General features: G+C 40.9%; 20 protein-coding genes. 11 read left to right on the top strand and 9 right to left on the bottom strand.

Annotated elements, in window-relative coordinates:
• The first annotated feature begins 95 nt into the window (after positions 1-95).
• The 7 genes from G529_RS0112195 to G529_RS0112165 all read left to right on the top strand — a co-directional run bounded on the left by G529_RS0112195 (position 96) and on the right by G529_RS0112165 (position 7897).
• On the top strand, positions 96-1106 hold the full coding sequence (locus G529_RS0112195) for a helix-turn-helix domain-containing protein (protein WP_026915800.1): 1011 nt from the start codon (positions 96-98) through the stop codon (positions 1104-1106).
• Positions 1107-1109: 3 nt separating this feature from the next.
• Entirely contained in the window at positions 1110-1853 is a 744-nt protein-coding gene (locus tag G529_RS0112190) for a DUF3891 family protein (RefSeq protein ID WP_026915799.1), read from the top strand.
• 70 nt (positions 1854-1923) lie between these two features.
• Positions 1924-2388 (top strand): ASCH domain-containing protein, encoded by a 465-nt coding sequence (locus G529_RS0112185; RefSeq protein ID WP_026915798.1) that lies wholly within the window; start codon positions 1924-1926, stop codon positions 2386-2388.
• Positions 2389-2526: 138 nt separating this feature from the next.
• A complete protein-coding gene (locus G529_RS0112180; RefSeq protein ID WP_026915797.1) occupies positions 2527-3090 on the top strand; it encodes a TetR/AcrR family transcriptional regulator in 564 nt (187 codons plus the stop codon).
• Positions 3091-3156: 66 nt separating this feature from the next.
• The gene (locus G529_RS0112175) at positions 3157-3723 is read left to right on the top strand and encodes a carboxymuconolactone decarboxylase family protein (RefSeq protein WP_026915796.1); all 567 of its coding nucleotides are present in this window, start codon (positions 3157-3159) and stop codon (positions 3721-3723) included.
• A gap of 123 nt (positions 3724-3846) precedes the next feature.
• Positions 3847-4503: a phosphoribosylanthranilate isomerase gene (locus G529_RS0112170; RefSeq protein ID WP_026915795.1), complete on the top strand. Its 657-nt coding sequence runs from the start codon at positions 3847-3849 to the stop codon at positions 4501-4503.
• Between the two features lie 178 nt (positions 4504-4681).
• Positions 4682-7897, top strand: a complete 3216-nt coding sequence (locus G529_RS0112165) for a TonB-dependent receptor (protein WP_026915794.1) — start codon at positions 4682-4684, stop codon at positions 7895-7897.
• A 46-nt stretch (positions 7898-7943) separates the two neighbouring features.
• On the opposite strand, the gene G529_RS0112160 is transcribed toward G529_RS0112165, so the two are convergent.
• Positions 7944-8216 carry a hypothetical protein gene (locus tag G529_RS0112160; RefSeq protein WP_026915793.1) on the bottom strand — a complete coding sequence of 91 codons (273 nt, stop codon included), beginning with the start codon at positions 8214-8216 and terminating at the stop codon, positions 7944-7946.
• Positions 8217-8400: 184 nt separating this feature from the next.
• On the opposite strand from G529_RS0112160, the gene G529_RS0112155 reads away from it, so the two are divergent.
• Complete coding sequence (locus G529_RS0112155; RefSeq protein WP_026915792.1) at positions 8401-9804, top strand: MBL fold metallo-hydrolase; 1404 nt, start codon at positions 8401-8403, stop codon at positions 9802-9804.
• Between the two features lie 40 nt (positions 9805-9844).
• Here the strand turns inward: G529_RS0112155 and G529_RS0112150 are convergent, their stop codons facing one another.
• Positions 9845-10420 (bottom strand): class I SAM-dependent methyltransferase, encoded by a 576-nt coding sequence (locus G529_RS0112150; protein WP_026915791.1) that lies wholly within the window; start codon positions 10418-10420, stop codon positions 9845-9847.
• Positions 10421-10505: 85 nt separating this feature from the next.
• On the opposite strand from G529_RS0112150, the gene G529_RS0112145 reads away from it, so the two are divergent.
• From G529_RS0112145 to G529_RS0112135, 3 genes are read left to right on the top strand one after another with little or no spacing between them, the layout of a single operon-like run.
• The gene (locus G529_RS0112145; RefSeq protein ID WP_026915790.1) at positions 10506-10853 is read left to right on the top strand and encodes a rhodanese-like domain-containing protein; all 348 of its coding nucleotides are present in this window, start codon (positions 10506-10508) and stop codon (positions 10851-10853) included.
• A 9-nt stretch (positions 10854-10862) separates the two neighbouring features.
• The gene (locus G529_RS15850) at positions 10863-11576 is read left to right on the top strand and encodes a DUF2490 domain-containing protein (protein WP_051201433.1); all 714 of its coding nucleotides are present in this window, start codon (positions 10863-10865) and stop codon (positions 11574-11576) included.
• 1 nt (position 11577) lies between these two features.
• Entirely contained in the window at positions 11578-12033 is a 456-nt protein-coding gene (locus G529_RS0112135; RefSeq protein WP_035695998.1) for a methyltransferase family protein, read from the top strand.
• Positions 12034-12087: 54 nt separating this feature from the next.
• Here the strand turns inward: G529_RS0112135 and G529_RS16250 are convergent, their stop codons facing one another.
• The 7 genes from G529_RS16250 to G529_RS0112105 all read right to left on the bottom strand — a co-directional run bounded on the left by G529_RS16250 (position 12088) and on the right by G529_RS0112105 (position 18707).
• Complete coding sequence (locus G529_RS16250; protein ID WP_051201432.1) at positions 12088-12360, bottom strand: hypothetical protein; 273 nt, start codon at positions 12358-12360, stop codon at positions 12088-12090.
• A gap of 144 nt (positions 12361-12504) precedes the next feature.
• Positions 12505-13107, bottom strand: coding sequence for a transporter (locus G529_RS16245; protein ID WP_157514632.1), 603 nt, complete (start codon positions 13105-13107; stop codon positions 12505-12507).
• A gap of 28 nt (positions 13108-13135) precedes the next feature.
• Positions 13136-13531, bottom strand: a complete 396-nt coding sequence (locus G529_RS15840) for a hypothetical protein (protein ID WP_157514630.1) — start codon at positions 13529-13531, stop codon at positions 13136-13138.
• Between the two features lie 86 nt (positions 13532-13617).
• Complete coding sequence (locus tag G529_RS0112120) at positions 13618-15006, bottom strand: TolC family protein (protein WP_051201430.1); 1389 nt, start codon at positions 15004-15006, stop codon at positions 13618-13620.
• Positions 15003-16355, bottom strand: a complete 1353-nt coding sequence (locus G529_RS0112115; protein ID WP_026915787.1) for an HlyD family secretion protein — start codon at positions 16353-16355, stop codon at positions 15003-15005. The genes G529_RS0112120 and G529_RS0112115 overlap by 4 nt, the downstream gene beginning before the upstream one ends.
• A 5-nt stretch (positions 16356-16360) precedes the next feature.
• Positions 16361-18025 carry a peptidase domain-containing ABC transporter gene (locus G529_RS0112110; RefSeq protein ID WP_026915786.1) on the bottom strand — a complete coding sequence of 555 codons (1665 nt, stop codon included), beginning with the start codon at positions 18023-18025 and terminating at the stop codon, positions 16361-16363.
• On the bottom strand, positions 18018-18707 hold the full coding sequence (locus tag G529_RS0112105; protein WP_340139886.1) for a TetR/AcrR family transcriptional regulator: 690 nt from the start codon (positions 18705-18707) through the stop codon (positions 18018-18020). The genes G529_RS0112110 and G529_RS0112105 overlap by 8 nt, the downstream gene beginning before the upstream one ends.
• Positions 18708-18805 lie beyond the last annotated feature (98 nt).

Genomic DNA, 18805 nt, shown 5'->3' with positions numbered 1-18805 from the left:
CGATATTCTTCTTATTAGGAAAGGTTTAACTTCAGAATCCTTAAGGAACAAACAGTTGTTAATATTTTAGTATTCCGAAAATCAAACATCAAGAAATGCAGACAGTAAAGATCGCTGAAACTTCAGCCAAATCGATATTAAAGGAATTGGCTTCAGCTTTTGAAACCAGGTATACCGAAGAATATGGTGAAGCTTATATAGAGTTTTCTAATGAATACGGTGAAGGGAAAATATCTGGTATCAATTTTCCTAACGGTGTAGGCATCTTTAGGTTTGAAACAAGATTAAATGAAGATACCTGCCTGGATTTTCATGGAGACCTAATTCATCCTTTCAAGTTTGTTTATGTCACTGAAGGCCGCCTGGACCACAGTTTCAGGGATGAAGATATCGTGCACCATATCGAAAAAAATCAATCTGTAATTATTGGTGCTAATAGTGGAAGTGGTAATAAGATCATGTTTCCGGGGGATATACCTATTTCTGTGGTCATGCTTGATGTAGACCGGCAGAAATTTGTAGACCAGCTAACTTTCCCGTTGGAAGAGATGGATGATATTTATCACGGGATCTTTGCAGATACCAATGCCATGCGTACTCTTTATCATCATACCCAGTACAGTCTTAAGATGTCATATTTGATCCAGGAATTAAGGGACTTTACAACACCAGGTCTGGAACGGGTAAGTTATTATGGTGCCAAGGCGCTGGAACTGCTTACATTCATTTTAATGCTTTACCGTGATGATGCCCAGCCGGAAGATAGCCAGAGTGTGATTCGTCAAAAAGATCTCGACAAAGTGAAACTGGTCATTCTCCAGATAGACCAGAATATTGCTGAAATTGGAAATATTAGTTCGCTGGCAAAATCTGTAGATATTACTGAAAGCAAACTTCAGGAAGGCTTCCAGGTATTGTTCAATTGTTCAGTACATGAATATATACAGCGCAAAAGGATGGAAACCGCCATGCTTTTATTGCTGAAAACCGATAAGACTATTAAAGAGATAGTTTATGAAATTGGTTTGAACAGCCGAAGTCATTTTTCAAAGATATTCAAAGAAAAATATGGGATGACACCAACCGCAGTAAGAGAAAAAAAATAAAGTATGATCGTAAACTCTAATGCTGAAGGCTGGGAAATCTTTTCACACTCTGCTCATGGCTTGCTTGCAGGAAAGATCGCAGATCATCTAAAACCCGAAATCAAAGGGAGAAACTGGGTGGCTACGCTCACCGCGATCATAGAACATGATGATCGGCAGTTGAACTTCAGGGAAAAGGATTACCTCACGAATATTGGAACACCGCAGGATTTTCTTGATGAGGACAGAAATATTCATGAGATCATAAAAAGAAGCCGAAGATTACTGGAGCAGTCAAGGTTAAAGTCCAGCTGGGTGACCATCCTGGTGATGAAGCACCTGGAATTTCTGTATAAGGATCTTTCTGCAGAAAGCAAAATGATAGATCGCTTTATGCAGGAAATGGGCCTGGAAATGAAAGAGCTCATGAAAGTCTATAAACTTAGTGACCAGGAAGTTCACGCCCTTTACCAGATTATGGTATTTGCAGACCGCTGTTCCCTCATACTATGCCAGAATGGAGTACCGGCAAAAGGTCGCGAACTTGAAATAAATACGAGCATTCAGAATAAAAAATATACGATCTACAGGAACGAGCATGAAGAGATTTTTATTGATCCCTGGATTTTTGAAGAAGAATCCTTCCAGTTAAGTTGCGAATATAAAATGCTGGAAAAAGCTTCATTTTCTGGAAACGAACAATTTGAAGATTGTCTTCGTAACACACCAATAAGTTTAAGAACCTGGGAATTGCGCAGGCCTGAATAAGATTCGCGACGGAGTTCAATATTTCAGAAGTGTGCCTGGCTGAGTAAATTATTTAATAATTGGTTCATAAATGAAAACTGCCATTGAAAAATTCTGGAAACAGTTCCTGTGTGAAAACCCAGAATATTCCCGTGCAGATGTCCCACCCTACTACTACTTTTGCGATAACGAAAAGGACGCGAATGAATGTGCAGAACTGGTCTTACAAGACATCAAAAAAGCAACTGCTACTTCGCTTTGGTGGTTCCGGCATCATGGTGAAGAACTGCCAAAAGCTGGTGATATATCCATCGTTACCAATTGGGAAGGATATCCCCAGGCCATTATTAAAACAACCAGAATAGAAAAGGTACCCTTTGCTAAAGTAACTCCCGAATTTGCCCGAACCGAGGGTGAAGGAGACAAATCGCTGAAATACTGGAAAGAAGTTCATGAAGCCTATTACAGAAGGGAAATGGAAGAGTCGGGAGCCGTTTTTCAGGAAGATATGATCATCATTTGCGAGTATTTCGAAAAGATCTACCCTTCAAAATAAATTTTAAAATTCATTCTATTCGGCATCAACTTGAGTAGTTACCTCGCCATGTTAAATATGAACTTAAAGAGCAAATAATAAGCTTTTCTTAAAGGATTTGGTATAAACTAAACGGTTGGTTAGTTTTGTACCAGAAATATGGCAAGAACCAAAAAATATAACGAGCAAGAGGTGGTAGAAAAGGCGATGAATCTATTCTGGAAGAATGGTTATGCTAACACTTCCATGCAGATGCTCGAGAAAGAAATGGGTATCAATAAATTCTCCATTTACTCTAGTTTTGGTAACAAGGACGGATTGTTCTTGAAAAGCCTGGACTGTTATAAGTCCAGGTTGTTCGTACTCATCAATAAACTGGTCAATGCGCGTGAAGGTATGCCAGCAATCAAGCAGTATTTTTATGATTTCGTGGAATTCACAAGAGATACTAAGAATGGCAAGGGTTGTCTGGTGACCAATACGGCTAACGAAATTGGAATGGACAGTGAGGAACAGATTCCGCAGACGCTCAAAGGTTTTACTGAAGAGATCAAGCAGGTGTTTGCAGAGAAGCTACAACTTGAAGGGGTGCACGATTCTCAGAAAATCGAAGAGCAGGCTGACTACCTGTTGATCTCCATGTTTGGCCTCTCCTCTGCTACCAGAATATTTACTGAAGATCAACTGAAACATTATATAGAACATATCTTCAGAAATATCTAAAAAAATTTAAATTAAAACTAAACGGTCGTTTAGCTACGGTCAACTAATAATTAAAAATTGAAAATTATGAATACTGAAAAGAACACAGACATTTTAACTGTACACACCAAAGAATCTGCTCCTGAAGGAGGAAAAGCTTTGCTTGAAAAATCTGAAAAGGCCTATGGTTATATACCTAACCTTCACGCAGTGCTTGCTGGTTCACCACAATTACTGGACGCTTACCAGCAATTACACGAATTATTTTCCAACTCATCTTTTGATAAGGATGAACTAACCGTTGTATGGCAAACCATCAACGTGGAACATGAATGCCACTATTGTGTACCGGCGCATACAGCGATTGCCAAAGCGATGAAAGTGGATGATTCCATAAGCAATGCTCTACGTGATAAGACTGAACTACCTTCAGAAAAGCTGGAAGTTCTTAGAAATACTACCCTGGCGCTCACTAAAAATCGTGGAAATATATCGAAATCTGAGATCCAGGAATTTTATGATGCCGGGTATTCTCAAAGACAGTTACTGGATATCGTACTTGGACTTTCTCAAAAAGTGATTAGCAACTACACCAATCATATCGCTGAAACTCCAATCGATAAAGGTTTTGAACCTTTCAAGTGGAACGCTTAATTCGCAAGTAGCATTGGAGAATCTAAAGCAGCCAGAAATGGCTGCTTTTTTTTGTTTAAACACTTTCCCAATCTGAACTTCTGCGATATATTTTTATTTTAGTAGCAAACTAAAAATTAAACTTTGAGCGATCTTCCCAAAGTCAAAATATGCTGCATTGGCAGTATTGAAGAAGCAAAACTGGCGATAGATGCAGGGGCAGATGCGCTTGGATTCGTTGGCCCCATGCCTAGTGGTCCCGGCATCATTGACGATCAGCTTATTGCTGAAATAGTTAAACAGTTGCCTTCTTCTATCCAAACATTTCTGCTTACCAGCGATACATCTGCTCAGGGAATTATAGCTCATCATCAGAAAGTCCAGACTTCAGTCATACAGCTGGTAGATCAAATAGAAATTTCAGAATATCAAAAAATCAGAGAGCGTTTACCTCAGGTCAAAATAGTTCAGGTGATTCATGTGACCGGTCAGGAATCTATTCAGGAAGCAGATAGTGTCTCTAGCTTTGTAGATGCTATATTACTGGATAGCGGTAATCCTGGTCTTGCAATAAAAGAGCTGGGAGGAACCGGGCGAACTCATAACTGGGAAATAAGTCGGCAGATCGTTGAAAAATTAAACATTCCGGTTTATCTGGCCGGTGGTCTTAAGGCTGGGAATGTTCAGAAGGCTATCAAGGCAGTTACCCCTTATGGAATTGATCTTTGCAGTGGTGTTAGAACATCAGCAAAGCTGGATCCTCAAAAGTTACAGGAATTTTTCAGCGAAGTGAAAAATTAAATCTGAGCGCTTTCCTGGATGACACCCCAACTACCCCTCTGCTAAAATAAGATCTTCTCCTGGCATCACATATCATTGAAAAACATCATTCTAAAAATCTAAAAACACTTGTAGAACTTGGATTTTGGACTATTTTTGCAAAAAATTTAGAAATTTTTAACACAACACAAACTAACACATGAGAAGATTATTACTGCTGCTAACAGTAGCCTTATTGTCAATTCCTGGAATGAACGCACAGGTGACCACTGCAGAAATTAGTGGAAACGTAGTCGATGATCAGGGAACTCCGCTTCCCGGCGCGAACATCACTGCGGTTCATACCCCAACAGGTACCCAGTATGGTGCCGTAACAAACTTTGATGGAGACTTTATCCTGTTAAACCTTAGAGTTGGTGGTCCCTATACTATTTCTGCCAGTTTTGTAGGATTTAAAACTTCAATCCTGGAGGATGTCAACCTTAATCTTGGTCAGACTTTCAATGTAGATGTGAACATGGTAGCCGATGCTACTCAGCTTGATGCCGTGATTATTACCGCAAGTAGAAACCAGATTATTAACAGTGATCGTACCGGAGCTGAAACTAACATTGGCAGGAAAGAACTAAAAACGCTTCCTACGATCTCACGCTCAGCATCAGATTTCTACAGATTGGAGCCTACTGCCTCGAGCAACGGTTCTTTTGGTGGTCGTAATGACCAGTTCAACAACTTCAGTCTTGATGGATCTATCTTTAATAATCCATTTGGTCTGGATGCTGCAACCCCTGGAGGTCAAACGAATGCACAGCCAGTTTCACTGGATGCTATAGACCAGATCCAGGTATCCACTGCTCCTTACGATGTGACCCAGGCTGGATTTACCGGAGCTTCGGTGAATGCTGTGACTAAGAGTGGTACAAACGAGATCGAAGGTACTGTTTACGGTTTTTACCGTAATGAGGATATGACTGGCGATAAGGTTGGTGGTGATGATATCATCGTACCAGACCTTAAACAGGCACAGTACGGAGTAAGTATTGGAGCTCCAATTATCAAAGATAAATTGTTCGTTTTCGCCAATTTTGAAAGAGACGAACGTCAGGATCTGGGATCTAATTTCGTAGCCGGAAGACCAGGTTTAACCGGATCTAATGTTTCCAGGGTTTCTGCGGAAGATCTTGATTTCGTTTCCAACCAGTTATCCAGCCTTGGTTATGAGACCGGTCCTTACGAGGGTTATACTTTTGATACTGAATCTACCAAAGGATTGCTGAAATTAGACTGGAACATAAGCCAGAACCACCGAATGGCGGTTATCTATAACTTTCTGGATGCATCCAGAGACCTGCCTGCCAACCCTGAAGCAATTGGCCGAAGAGGTCCAGATCTTACAACCCTGCAGTTCAGAAACTCTGGATACAGGATCAATAATAAGATCGATTCCTGGTTGATCGAATTGAACTCCAACTTCGGTAACAATATTTCCAACAAATTCCAGGCTGGCTATACAAACTTTGATGATAGTCGTGATCCATTTTCTGCTCCCGCACCTCCTATCAATATTCAGCAGGATGGTGTACGATATATCGTAGCGGGACATGAACCTTTTTCGATTAACAACAGGCTGGATCAAAATGTTTACCAGATTACCAACAACCTGAATATAGTAAAAGGTAATCATACCTTCACTTTTGGTGCAAGTTTTGAAAAATTTGAATTTGACAACTCATTTAACCTTGGTGCCTACGATTATAACGGGGACGCGACTTTAGGAACAGGACCTGTAAGCACTTTCTTCGATGCATTTACCAGCGTGCGAATAGACCCGAACAACCCGGGAACTTCTTTTGAAGAAGCTGTTAACAATGGTACTATTGGGGCTGCACTTCAAAATGCTCAGAATACTTTCGATAGTAGAAATGCTGCAGATAACTGGGCGCTTGCTGAAACTAATGTTGGCCAGTTCGCACTATACGCCCAGGACAAGTGGAAAATCACTGATGACTTTACGTTTACTTATGGATTAAGAGTGGACAAACCTCTTTACTTTGATACTGAAGAAAAGATCCAGGAGAATATCGATCGTCTTGCCGGTGGAACTTTTCCAAATGGAGATTATCAACCGGGAATCACTTACTATAACGAGGATGGAAATGCGCTTAACCTGAATAGTCTTGACCTACCTTCAGATAAACTGCTATGGTCTCCAAGAGTTGGTTTTAACTGGGATGTAATGGGTAATAACCAGTTACAGCTTCGAGGTGGATCCGGGATCTTCACCGGTAGACTGCCATTCGTATGGATTGGAAATCAGGTAGCAAACCCTGCGTTTTATTTCTATCAGACAACTGCACCAGACTTCCAGTTCCCGCAGGTATGGAGAAACAGTCTGGGAGCAGATTACAAGTTTGAAAACGGACTTGTGGCTACCACAGACCTAATTTATACCAAAGATCTGAATGCTCAAATGGTAAGAAACTACGGTCTTTCAGTTCCAACAGGAACTTTGAATGGTGTAGACAACCGTCCGGTTTACCAGACCAGTGATCGTGCCGTGAACGAGTTTGGTGGTGTGACCAATGCGTATGTATTTACCAATACAGATGTTGGATATTCCTTTAACTGGTCTGTGAAATTAAGCAAGAACTTTGAAAAAGATTTCTTTGCGAGTATTGCCTATAACTATCTGAAATCTGAGGATGCAAGTTCCCTGGATGCCGAGATCTCCAGTGATGCCTATGACAGGAATCCAGCGATTGGAAATGTGAACAGAGCGGTAAGCACACCTTCAAGATATGGTGATAAACATCGTATCGTTGGACAGTTGAACAAGCAGTTCTTCTACGGAAAAGATGACAGATGGAGAACCTCTATTGGTGCTTTTTACGAATATGCCCAGGGAGGAAGATTCTCGTACACGTATTCAGGAGACATCAACAATGATGGATCTGTTTTAAACGACCTTATATATATTCCTACTCAGTCTGAACTTCAGCAATACCAGTTTACTGGAAATGTAGAAGAGCAGGCGGCACAAAGAGAAGCATTTGAAAGGTTTATTCAGCAGGATGATTACCTGAATGATAATCGAGGTGACTATGCTGGAAAGTACGATATTTTGAGCCCTTGGAGAGGACGCTGGGATGTTAAGTTACTTCAGGATTATAACTTCAAGGTTGGTGAAAAAACCAATACAATCCAGTTTAGTATCGATATCCTTAACTTCGGAAACCTGATTAGCTCAGACTGGGGTGTGATTGAAAGACCTATCAATGATCAACCTCTTGGAGTATTCGTAGATGATACCAACACACCTGTTTATACATTCGGTGGACAGACCAGAACCTTTGCCAATGACTTTAGTCTTGACTCAAGATGGCAGGCTCAGGTAGGTTTACGTTATATCTTCTAATTTTATTGAGATTTACAAAAAAGCAGCCTCTTCAGGGCTGCTTTTTTTATGCAATAGATTCTGGTTTCTCGATTTTACAGCATTGCTGGCAAAGCTGTACATGCTGGTAGTGCTTATTCGCCTGCGTTAGCATCAATTCCATATCGCTGCCTCTTCCAACTTCCAGCCTGCCGTTCACATCTGGTAAAACCTCACAATGATCCCGGTGTAGTACATGATATTTCCCGAACTTCAATCGCTTTTCAACATAAAAAACATGAGTTTTTTGCCCTGGTCTAAACCAGCTTAACAGGGTATCGAAAAGTTGCTGTGTTTTCATAGATTTATTTATGGGAATATAACTTCTCAATCTGGCATGGGTGTTTCAGCTATTTTAACAAACCGGTCTCTGGATTATCTCTGTGTTAATTGCTTGCTTTAAGAAGTTGTATGTAATTGGTGATCAATGTTACTTTCGCTTTCCATTTGCAATTCTATCTTTGCGGTATCAAATCCTAGAAATCATGAAAATCGAACAAATTTATACAGGATGCCTGGCTCAGGGTGCCTACTATATTGAAAGTCAAGGAGAAGTCGCTATTATCGATCCGCTTCGGGAAGTGCAGCCATACCTGGATAGAATCAGCGAAGCCGTCGCAAGGCTCAGGTATATATTTGAAACACATTTTCATGCCGATTTTGTTTCTGGACATATAAGTCTTTCAGAAAAGACGAACGCACCCATTATATTTGGTCCCAACGCCAATCCCGAATTTGAAGCGATCATCGCAAAAGATCTTCAGGAGTTTAAACTCGGAAAATTAACGATCCAGGTGCTGCACACTCCCGGTCATACCATGGAAAGCACGACCTATTTACTCAGGGATGAGCACGGCAGGGATCACGCGATCTTTACTGGCGATACTCTTTTCCTGGGAGACGTTGGCCGTCCAGACCTGGCTCAGAAATCGGCGAGCATGACCCAGGAAGAACTGGCAGGAACTCTATTTGACAGTCTTCGAGAAAAGATCATGCCCCTGCCAGATGAAGTGATTGTCTATCCGGCTCATGGTGCTGGTTCTGCCTGTGGAAAGAATATGATGAAAGAAACGGTAGATACCCTGGGGAATCAAAAGAAAATGAATTATGCTTTAAGAGCAGATATGACCAAAGCTGAATTTATTGAAGAAGTTACAGATGGTTTGTTACCTCCACCCGCCTACTTTCCAATGAATGTAAAACTGAACATGGAAGGTTATGAAAGTATCGATAAGGTAATGGCTAAGGGATTACAGGCTCTCGATCCTGATGCTTTTGAGGCTGCCGCTAATGAAACCGGGGCTTTAATACTGGATATAAGAAAACCGGCAGAGTTTGCGAAATCACATATCCCGGGTTCTGTATTTATAGGCCTTGACGGCAGTTTTGCTCCATGGGTAGGCGAATTGATCAAGGATATCTCGCAGCCCATTTTGCTGGTAGGTGATGAGCACAGAATTGAAGAAGCGATTACCAGGCTTTCACGAGTTGGGTTCGACAATGGTATAGGTTATCTGGAAGGCGGTTTCAGTTCCTGGGTGAAGGCTTCCAAAGAAACCGATACGGTGGCAACAATCACGGCAAATGAGCTGAAGCCCATCGCAGAAGAAGTAGCAATTTTTGATGTTCGAAAACCGGGTGAATACCAGTCTGAACATTTGCCGCAGGCGGTGCACACTTCACTTTCAGAAATAAACAAACATCTTTCGGATTATCCGGCAGAGCAAACATTTTACATTCATTGCGCCGGTGGCTATCGCAGTATGATCGCTGCTTCCATTCTTAAAAGCAGGGGAATTCATAATCTTGTAGATGTTCAGGGTGGTTTTAAGGCCATCAGGGAAGCAGGTATTCCTACTACCAATTACGTTTGTCCTTCCACGCTATAGCTGGCAAAAATCATATAATTGGCGATCATTTCGATCGCCTTTATTTTTGGAGAACCAGGGTGGTCATGCATCTCATATCCTGAACATTGGTAGTTTTCACAGGTTCCAGCAGGCGAAGCTTATGCCTGTCAATTATCTGCCTGCTCAGGTAATAGCTAGCTTTCCTGTTGCTTACTGCATCGGTCAGGTCTGGATTTCTTTCTGGCAGGCCAATGTTGGATGCTGTTCTTATCAGGATTGTGCCACCAGGCTTCAGAACTCTTATTAATTCTGAAAACATGGTATAGAAATGTTGTTCACCTTCAGCAAAGTGAAGTACTGCACTGCAAACAATATGCTCAAAATGAGCAGCTGGAAATGGTAAATCTGAAAGTTCTGCCTGTATCAAACCTTGTTTGATGTCTGGATAATTCTGCCTTGCCTGTTTTAACCTTTCTGTGTCCATGTCCACTCCCCAAATGTCATAATCAAAATTGTAGAACCATCTTAAATTTCTGCCTTCACCACAACCTGCATCCAGAATCCTGTCATTTTTATGATAACGCTGCTTCATGATCTGGTCGAGCAGGTAGATATCCATGTGTTGTATGTGCTTTAATATTTGTGATTCTTGCATTGGAAGCTTATTTTCGGAACAAAGATAAAGAAGCAACTCATGTTACATGGCAGCTTGTTTATCTAACTTACTTTTATCAAAAAATATGAATTTTTTCCGGAGGCTTTTCCGAAGTCAGCAACATGCAAACACAAATATCATCAGGTTGAATCCCGATGAATTTAAAAAAGCCATTTCAAAGAATTCAGGAAGGTTACTGGACGTGCGCACGAAAAAAGAATTCGACACCGGTTCAATTCCTGGTGCGATAAACCAGAACCTGATCCATAGAAATTCTTTTCTGAAGGCAGTCCTGCCCTGGTCAAAATCTGAACATGTCTTTTTATACTGCCAGTCGGGAATTAGGAGCATGAAAGCCGCGAGATTGTTATCTCGTAATGGATTCACTAAGATCTACGAGTTAAAAGCAGGAATTTCAAATTATGATCTTTAAATAAAACTCATGAGAAGTATCAACTACGCCCTCATTGTATTCGCTTTGATAAGCTTATCCTACTCTGCAAACGCACAGGATAGACAGGAACATGGTAGCTGGAATGCGGCTTTTGTAACCAAAAACCTCAATGAAAACTGGCATGTACGCCTGGAATACCATCATCGTACCACATCCTTTCTTAAATACCATGAACAAACGGTGATTCGGCCTTCGGTAGATTTTCGCCTCGATAGTATCGTAAGTTTTGCCGCCGGTTATAGTTACCTGCACAATGATCAAAATATCAATATCGCGAAACCCGATTTTTATGAACACAATATCTGGCAACAGGTAGCGCTCAGTCACCGTATTGGTTCTATGAACTTTAATCATCGAATGAGAGTTGAGGAACGATTTATTGATGCCATCGTGGAACGGGAGAACAAGCAACTCATAGACGGTCGTAATTACCGTACGCGACTGAGATATCGATTAACAGCCAGCCTGCCCGTCTTAAAAAACCCTGGTATCTCACTGGTCGCTTACGATGAACTATTTCTGAATTTTGATTCAGGAATTTTGCCCGATACTGTGGACCAGAACTGGGTATTTGTAGGCCCGCAAATTGTGATTGCAAAGGGCCTGAATATCACCTCTGGCTATCATTTTATCATGCTGCCGCGATCGGGCAGTGACTTGCACAGGCATCTATGGGATACCATCTTGAGTTATACTTTTTGATATGAAACGACCGGAAAATCTGCCGGTAAGAGATTATTTATTCGTAGGCCTGCAGCTAGTGTTATTCATTACGTATTGGATACCAGTGGATTTTATGGAAATAGAGCTGCCGGGCTGGATTAGAATGTTAGCATTAGTTCCCGGTATCTTCGGAATTGTTTTGGCGGTAGTTACATTATATCAACTTAAACATACATTGTCTGTGTTCCCAACACCCGTAAATAAGGGGAAATTGATAACCGGTGGTGCATTCTCATTTTCCAGGCATCCAATTTATACCTCTATCATTCTGCTGGCCTTCAGCTTCGGAATTTTTTCTGAATCTGAATTCAGATTGATCATTACTATTTTGCTATTCATAGTACTCTATTTCAAATCAAATTATGAAGAGCGGTTATTACTACTGAAATATCCGGAGTATTCAGCATATAAAAAGAGTACCAGGAAATTTTTATAATAAAAAAGCCGCTCTGCAGAGCGGCTTTTTTTTATTTCAGTATATATGATGGAATTACTTTTTATAAGAACTGATTAAATACTGGAGCCCGATTGTTCCTGCCAACTGATTCTGCATTTGAATACCATTTACATCCTGGTATAAAGGCAGTTTAACTTCAACTCCCAGTCTTAGATTCTTCAGTCTGCCAGCAGGCACGTAGAAGTTACTACCAATCCCGAGATCCAACTGACTTCTCCCTGAATTTGCTGTATCGAACAACGGCATCATCATAGGGTTCATCTTACCATCCACACCATCGATTTCCTGCTGATCGAAATAACTCACGCTCCCTGAAACGCTCCATTTTTGTGACAGACTATAGGCGGTCCAGCCAACTACATCAAATCGATTTCCTAATGTATAATCCTGAGAATTTTCACCTATTCTGAATTTATACTTTGGCTGTACACCCCACGAAAAACGATCTGTTTAACCCAGATAAGTAACGCCTATAGATGGATCCAGTGTACCGCTACCTAACTGCATGGGATAGGCAAGTCTCGCGTTTTGCATCGTCGGGGTATCCCCAGACTGTTCCAAATCTCCGGTAGGTATGCTTACTCCTAGATTGGCATGTATTTTCTGCCTGTCCTTATCATAAAAGTTGATGAGAGCATTAACAGCAATATCTCCAAACCCAGATGATTCTGTTGTGAAATTCATACCCATTCTGGAGCGTAGATCCATATCATTATCAATATAATTAAGTATTCCTGCAAGGATCACCCGGTTGCAAACAGCATACATCGCACCTAGCATATGCATATCCATGCGCATGTCCTGAGGAACTGCCATATAATTATCAAACGCCTTCCTATTCTCGATTGCATCATTACCTTCAATCAATCCATCCATCCACATAGGCATGTACCGGTATGACACCATGAATTCACCTTTGTGATGAGTATGATCACCCATGATACTTATTGGAGCATGCCCATCTGCCCGGTTACTACTCCATTTATCTTGCGCTACCATCATATTGGAGCACAGCAATATTGACCCTAAAAAAGGGATTAAAAATTTATTCATTTTTTGATTTTAAAAATTCACTTACTATTTACACGAAAAGCAGTGAAAATCGTGGAGGTCGAGACGGGATTTCTGCTAAATATTCCGTAGAAACTGAAGTATAGAAAACAAGCAATTTTGATTGCTGGTTGAAACTTGAGCTCAGATGGATTTTGCCTGTGTCCTGGAAAAAAAGTGGTACAGGTTTGAATCGGTAATCGACCAGTTGATTTTCTGAAGTATCATTTTTAATGATAGAATTCGCTGAAAGCTGATCCTTTAAATAACACTTACCGTCACATTCCAGTTCTGGCTCATTCTTATTGATACAAAGCACTTCAACGATATAATCGTAATTGATAAAATATTCAAAAACTGGAAATACCGGGGCAAGCATGCTCCAGCTGAATAAGGTTAGCAGGAATAGACAGAAAGATTTTTGCATGGTCATTTTTCCGCCTGCAAAGATACAATAGACACTTACCTACACCGTATTTAAATCCGGGGAAAAAGACATTGCAAAAGGTTAAATTATTCCAGGATGGCAAGAACCTGGCTTAATTCAGCACGTGTATTCCAGAGTTTTTCCTGTACACTAATTTGTTTTAATCGTGCACTTATTAAACTCTTTTCCCGGGTATTGACCAGAAATACTGAACTTTCTCCAAGTTGTAATTTACGTTCTTCAGCATTCAGCATGATTTCATAATTTTCTACCAGTTGGTTGATCATTAATACCTGTTGCTGGTAAGATAAAAACTGTTCTTTCAGCGCCCTGATCTTATTCTGAAGATTGAGCTGTTCGCTATACAACTCTAATTCAGCATCCTGAAGTTTGATCCTTGATTTTTGCAGATCTCCGCGTTCCTTCCGAAGAAATAAGGGAATACTGAAGTTTACGCCTATTTTATAATTCTCATTCACGAAACTTCTTAAAATATCCGGATCGCCGCTTAGGTAATTGTATTCCAGGTCAAGTTTTGGAAGCAGTTTGTTTGCTTTCAGCCTTCTGTCGAACTCCAGAATTTCCACCTTGTATGCTAATGATCGAATCTTTGGATGGTTCTCAATTTCAGTATCACTCAAGAACTCGGCTGGAATTGCGCTGTTTTCGAATAAGGCAGCTTCGGGATACACCCGTTCACGAATCACCAGCGGAGTATTATTTTCAGCCCACAGGAAAGTAGCCAGTTTTTGAGAGGCTTTGAAAAACATAAGTCGCGCCTGTTCCAGGCTTAACTTCCGGTCCTGTATCTGTATATCGGCTTCCAGGGTATCAATAGCCGGCTTGTCCCCTACTTCATAGCTGGCAAGAATACCATCGTAACGAAACTGCGCATTCTCAATAAAATTGTTGTATAACTTAAGTTCGCGATAGGCACTAATCCAGTCAAAATAGGCTATGGAAGCATCATACAGGATCTCATTCACCGCGAGTTGCTGGTCTGCGACCGACTGCTGCTGGTATGCTTTGGCTTGTTTTAAGGCAGCCATACGTTCATTGATAAACAAACCCTGGCCTATGGGTACAGAAATTCCAGCCGCAAACAGTCCGTCGTCTGGCACCGTATTTTGGGGATTCAAATAAAATCCTTCGTTTTGTTCAAATTTTGCCTTCAGCTCTACACCATACCAGGTTGGAATCTTGAAGGCAGCATTGAAAAGGTCAAAATACCGGGTATCCTTGTAATCCTTCCTGTCATAATTTGCTTCAATCTTTGGATCAAACCCATTTCTGGCTTTCAGTAATTCGGCGTCACCGAGATCTGTTATTAGCCTGGCCTGTCGTACCACCGGATGGTAGGTTTTTACCATTTGCAGGTAATCCTCAAAATTAAGTACCACACTGTCCTGAGTTTGCCCAAATTGAAGCAGCGGCAGTAAAAGGAAAGCTGAAAAAAGTAACTTTTTTAAACTCATTTCTTTTTCTCAGTTTCAGTTTGATTTTCCGGTGTATAATAATTTGGCGGGAAGCCATTTAAATGTCGCCATAATTCATACCAGATAGGCACGTCCTCCAGCAATGCCAGCGTGTTCGCACCAGATCCAACTCTCAAGGCATCGGGCCATTCGTGATCGTTCTCGTCTGGTGCCAGCAGTACTCTGTATTTTCCATTCGGACTAATAAAATTCTCTATAGCCACAACCTTTGCTCCGTAAGTACCATAAGATACATTTGGCCAACCACTAAAAACGATTGCCGGCCAACCGTCAAACTGTACCCTAACCTCTTCTCCTTTGTGTAAAAGCGGTAGGTCCAGAGGCTTTACAAAAGTTTCAACAGCCAGGTCATAATCTGAAGGCATAATATTCACCAACTGCTCTCCTTCTTTAAAAGTTTCACCAATCCCGGCTTTTATAGCCTTGTTGATATAACCGTTCTGAGGAGCTCGTACATAATAAAGATCCTGACGCATTTCGTAATTGGTATAGGCATTCTGCAGTTTACTTACTTCAGCCTGGGCATCGAATTTCTGAGATTCCGCAGAAGAGCGATCACTCTGGATCTTGGAAATTTTATCACTGTACTCCGCTGCTGTTCGGTTAATTTCAATGCGGGCATTGATGATCTCATTTCTACTGGCCATAAGCTTGTTTTCCTGCGAAATGAGTTTTGCCTGAGTTTCCTGAAGTTTCAGTCGTTTTTCCTCCACATCTGTCATCGCTTTCAATCCTTCCTCCTGGAGGGTCTTTGTACGATCAAACTGAGTTTCGGCAATACTCAGATTGGTTTTTGCCGCTTCAAAATCGATACTGTCACTTTTTGCTTTCAGTTTGGCCTGTTCCAGCTTGTTTCTCGCCTGTTCCAACTTAAGCTCCCTTTCCTGAGCCAGCGCCTGTAACTGTGTACCTAAAGCAGAGATTTTTTGATCGTAGGATTTCAGGGAACCGGCCTTTGAAGCTACCTGGTCACCTGTTCTTTCTACCAGCGATGGATCAAAATATTCATTCTTAACCTCTGTTATGTGCAGGATCGTATCTCCTTTCTCTACATAATCTCCTTCGTTTACAAACCATTTTTCGATCTTACCTGGAATGACCGATTGTATGGTCTGCGGTCGCTGTTCAGGACTTAAAGTGGTTACAGAACCATTTCCTGATATCGTCTGCGTCCAGGGAAGAAATAGTACGATTACTCCAAATATTGCCGAGTATTTCAGGAATCTGTTGAAGTATTTAAAATGTCTTGTATGCAGAACCTTCTTTCCAGCCTTAAACTGCCGTAGATCAACCTGCTCGTTCAATGAATTTCTAGTGATGTTAAGCATAGTCCTTAAAGATTAGATTCAAGTTTACCATCTCTTAAAATGATATGACGGTTACAACGATTCTGCCAGACCTCCTCACCACTGGCTACAATGATGGACCATTGCTGATCTTCAGACATGAGATGATCAACGATTCGTTTTTCCTCTTCATAATCTACCTGGTGCAATGGCTCGTTCAAAATCAACAACCTTGGATTTCGCAATAACGTCCTGGCCAGGATGATCTTCTTGGCGATGGTATGAGGTAATTTAAGTCCTTCTGGATAGATAAGAGTTTCCAAACCATCGGGTTGCTGTCGCACAAATTCTTTTAATCCGGTTTTATCCAGTACTGCAAATATTTCTGAATTTGTGACCGTATCATCGCCGAAGGTAAGATTCTCGAAAAGGGTGCCCTCAAACAAAGATTCTTCTGTGAGTGATTGCCCCATAAGACCGTGATAATAGTTTAAGTCGATATTCTTAAGGGAAATACCATTTACATAGATTTTCCCTTGGGTAGGCTCCACAAGTCCGGCAATGATTCTAAGCAACAGCGATTTACCTGAACCGTTAGGCCCTTTCAGCAAAATCTTTTCCCCCGGCTTGATCGTTAAATTGATATCCTTCAGGACTTCCTGACCTTCTGGTGTTTTAAATCCAATATTTTTAAGTTCGATTTCCAGATTGGTATGTTCAGAAAACGAGGTATCGCCTCCAGATCTTTCTAATTTTTTATCTACCACTTCGCCGAGTTTTTCAAGTGAAGTAAGCAGATCGTAAAAGTTTTCAAGTCCCATGATCATTTTCTCCACCGAACTTATGATCAATAATATGATGATCTCTGCTGCTACGAACTGGCCAATGTTCATTTGCTGGTTAAGCACCAGGAAACCTCCTATTAGCAACAAACCAGCTGTAACCAGCGTCTTAAAACCAACCATTTGAATGAACTGAAGTTTTAGTACCTGGAAATGACTCTCCCGTTCATGGAGATATTTGGTCACCAGCGCATCATTCTTTTGTATGGCGTGCCTGGTTTTTCCAGAAACTTTAAAACTGATCAAAGTCCTGGCTACTTCCTGAATCCAGTGTGCAATCTTATACTTCATTTTGGACTCTTTGATACTGGTATGAAGTCCACGTTTCGCGGTGAATCTGAACACCAGGTAAATAAGCAATACGAGTAAGATTCCGTAGAAAATAAAGAAAGGGTGATACAGTGAAAGCAGGATCAATCCAAAGACGATCTGCAAAATAGCCGCTGGAAAGTCTAACACCAGTTTGGCGATCCCTTTCTGGATCGTGATTACATCAAAAAACCTGTTTGCAAGTTCAGGAGGGTAAAAGTTTTCGAGCTCAGACATTTTTATCTTCGGAAATCTATAGGTGAATTCAAAAGACGCCCTTGTAAATATTTTCTGCTGAATATTTTCCAGAATCCTTATCTGCATAAGCTGAAGCACTCCCACAAAAGCAACTCCCATAGTTACCAGGATGACCAGGATGATCCACGAAGTAGTGATTCGGGCACCCTGTATAAGGTTTACGATTGCCTGTATTCCAAGTGGTACCGAAAGATTCACCAGTCCGGCAAAAATTGCATAATACAGAATTTGCAGGAAATCTTTTTTATCGAGCTTAAGCAGGCCAACGAAGCGCTGCCAGGCGGTCATTTTTTCTTCAGCCATTGAGTTCAATTTTTAGGGTATTGATCACGAGGTCTTTAAAATAATTGGAAACACTTTTCTTTTCGGAGCAGTCGGTTATTGACTGAATATGATCCTTTAAAAAATGCTGGTGCAGGGCTCCATCCAGGATCATGCTGGAGAGGCTAAGGGAATATTGATAATCTGAAGAAACTTCAGAAATCATTTCAGCTATCCTGGTAACCAGTCTTTTGTAAATAGAAAAATAGCCTTCCTTATTGTCTGTTTCTACCTCCTTGGTAAGATAGGATTTGGAAGACTCATTGATAATAATATGGTTTAGGGCAACCTCATTGATGTGCTGAAACCTGAAGTCCTGAACCACGGGATGTGTAACGACCTCGATAGCTTTCAGTAATTTCATGTTGCGATCTGAGATCCCATAAGTGGACAGCGTAAGCTGAAACTCTTTCCAGCCCCAGAACCAGTTTGTGATATAAACCAGGAACTTGTGTTTATTTTCAAAATATCGATAAATAGAACTTTCATTCGATTTAATCTTCGCTCCAAGTTTCTTGAAGGTAAACTTCTCGAAACCAATCTGGTCGATAAGCAAAATTCCCTGACCTACGATCTTTTTCCCCAGCTCACTGGATTCAGGATCCTTCAGAAATAATTCTGAATTTACTGAAATATTGATGTTCTGATATAACTTATCCACCATTAAATTATTTCCTGCAAATCTAATAGTATTACTATTAATATATGATAGTTTATATCTTAATTAACAGTTGTCAAACTATCATAATAGTAAAAAACCCG

Origin of the sequence: Christiangramia portivictoriae DSM 23547, assembly GCF_000423045.1 — a bacterium.
In the GTDB taxonomy this organism is placed as follows: domain Bacteria; phylum Bacteroidota; class Bacteroidia; order Flavobacteriales; family Flavobacteriaceae; genus Christiangramia; species Christiangramia portivictoriae.
This window is presented reverse-complemented; position numbering and strand designations above follow the sequence as displayed.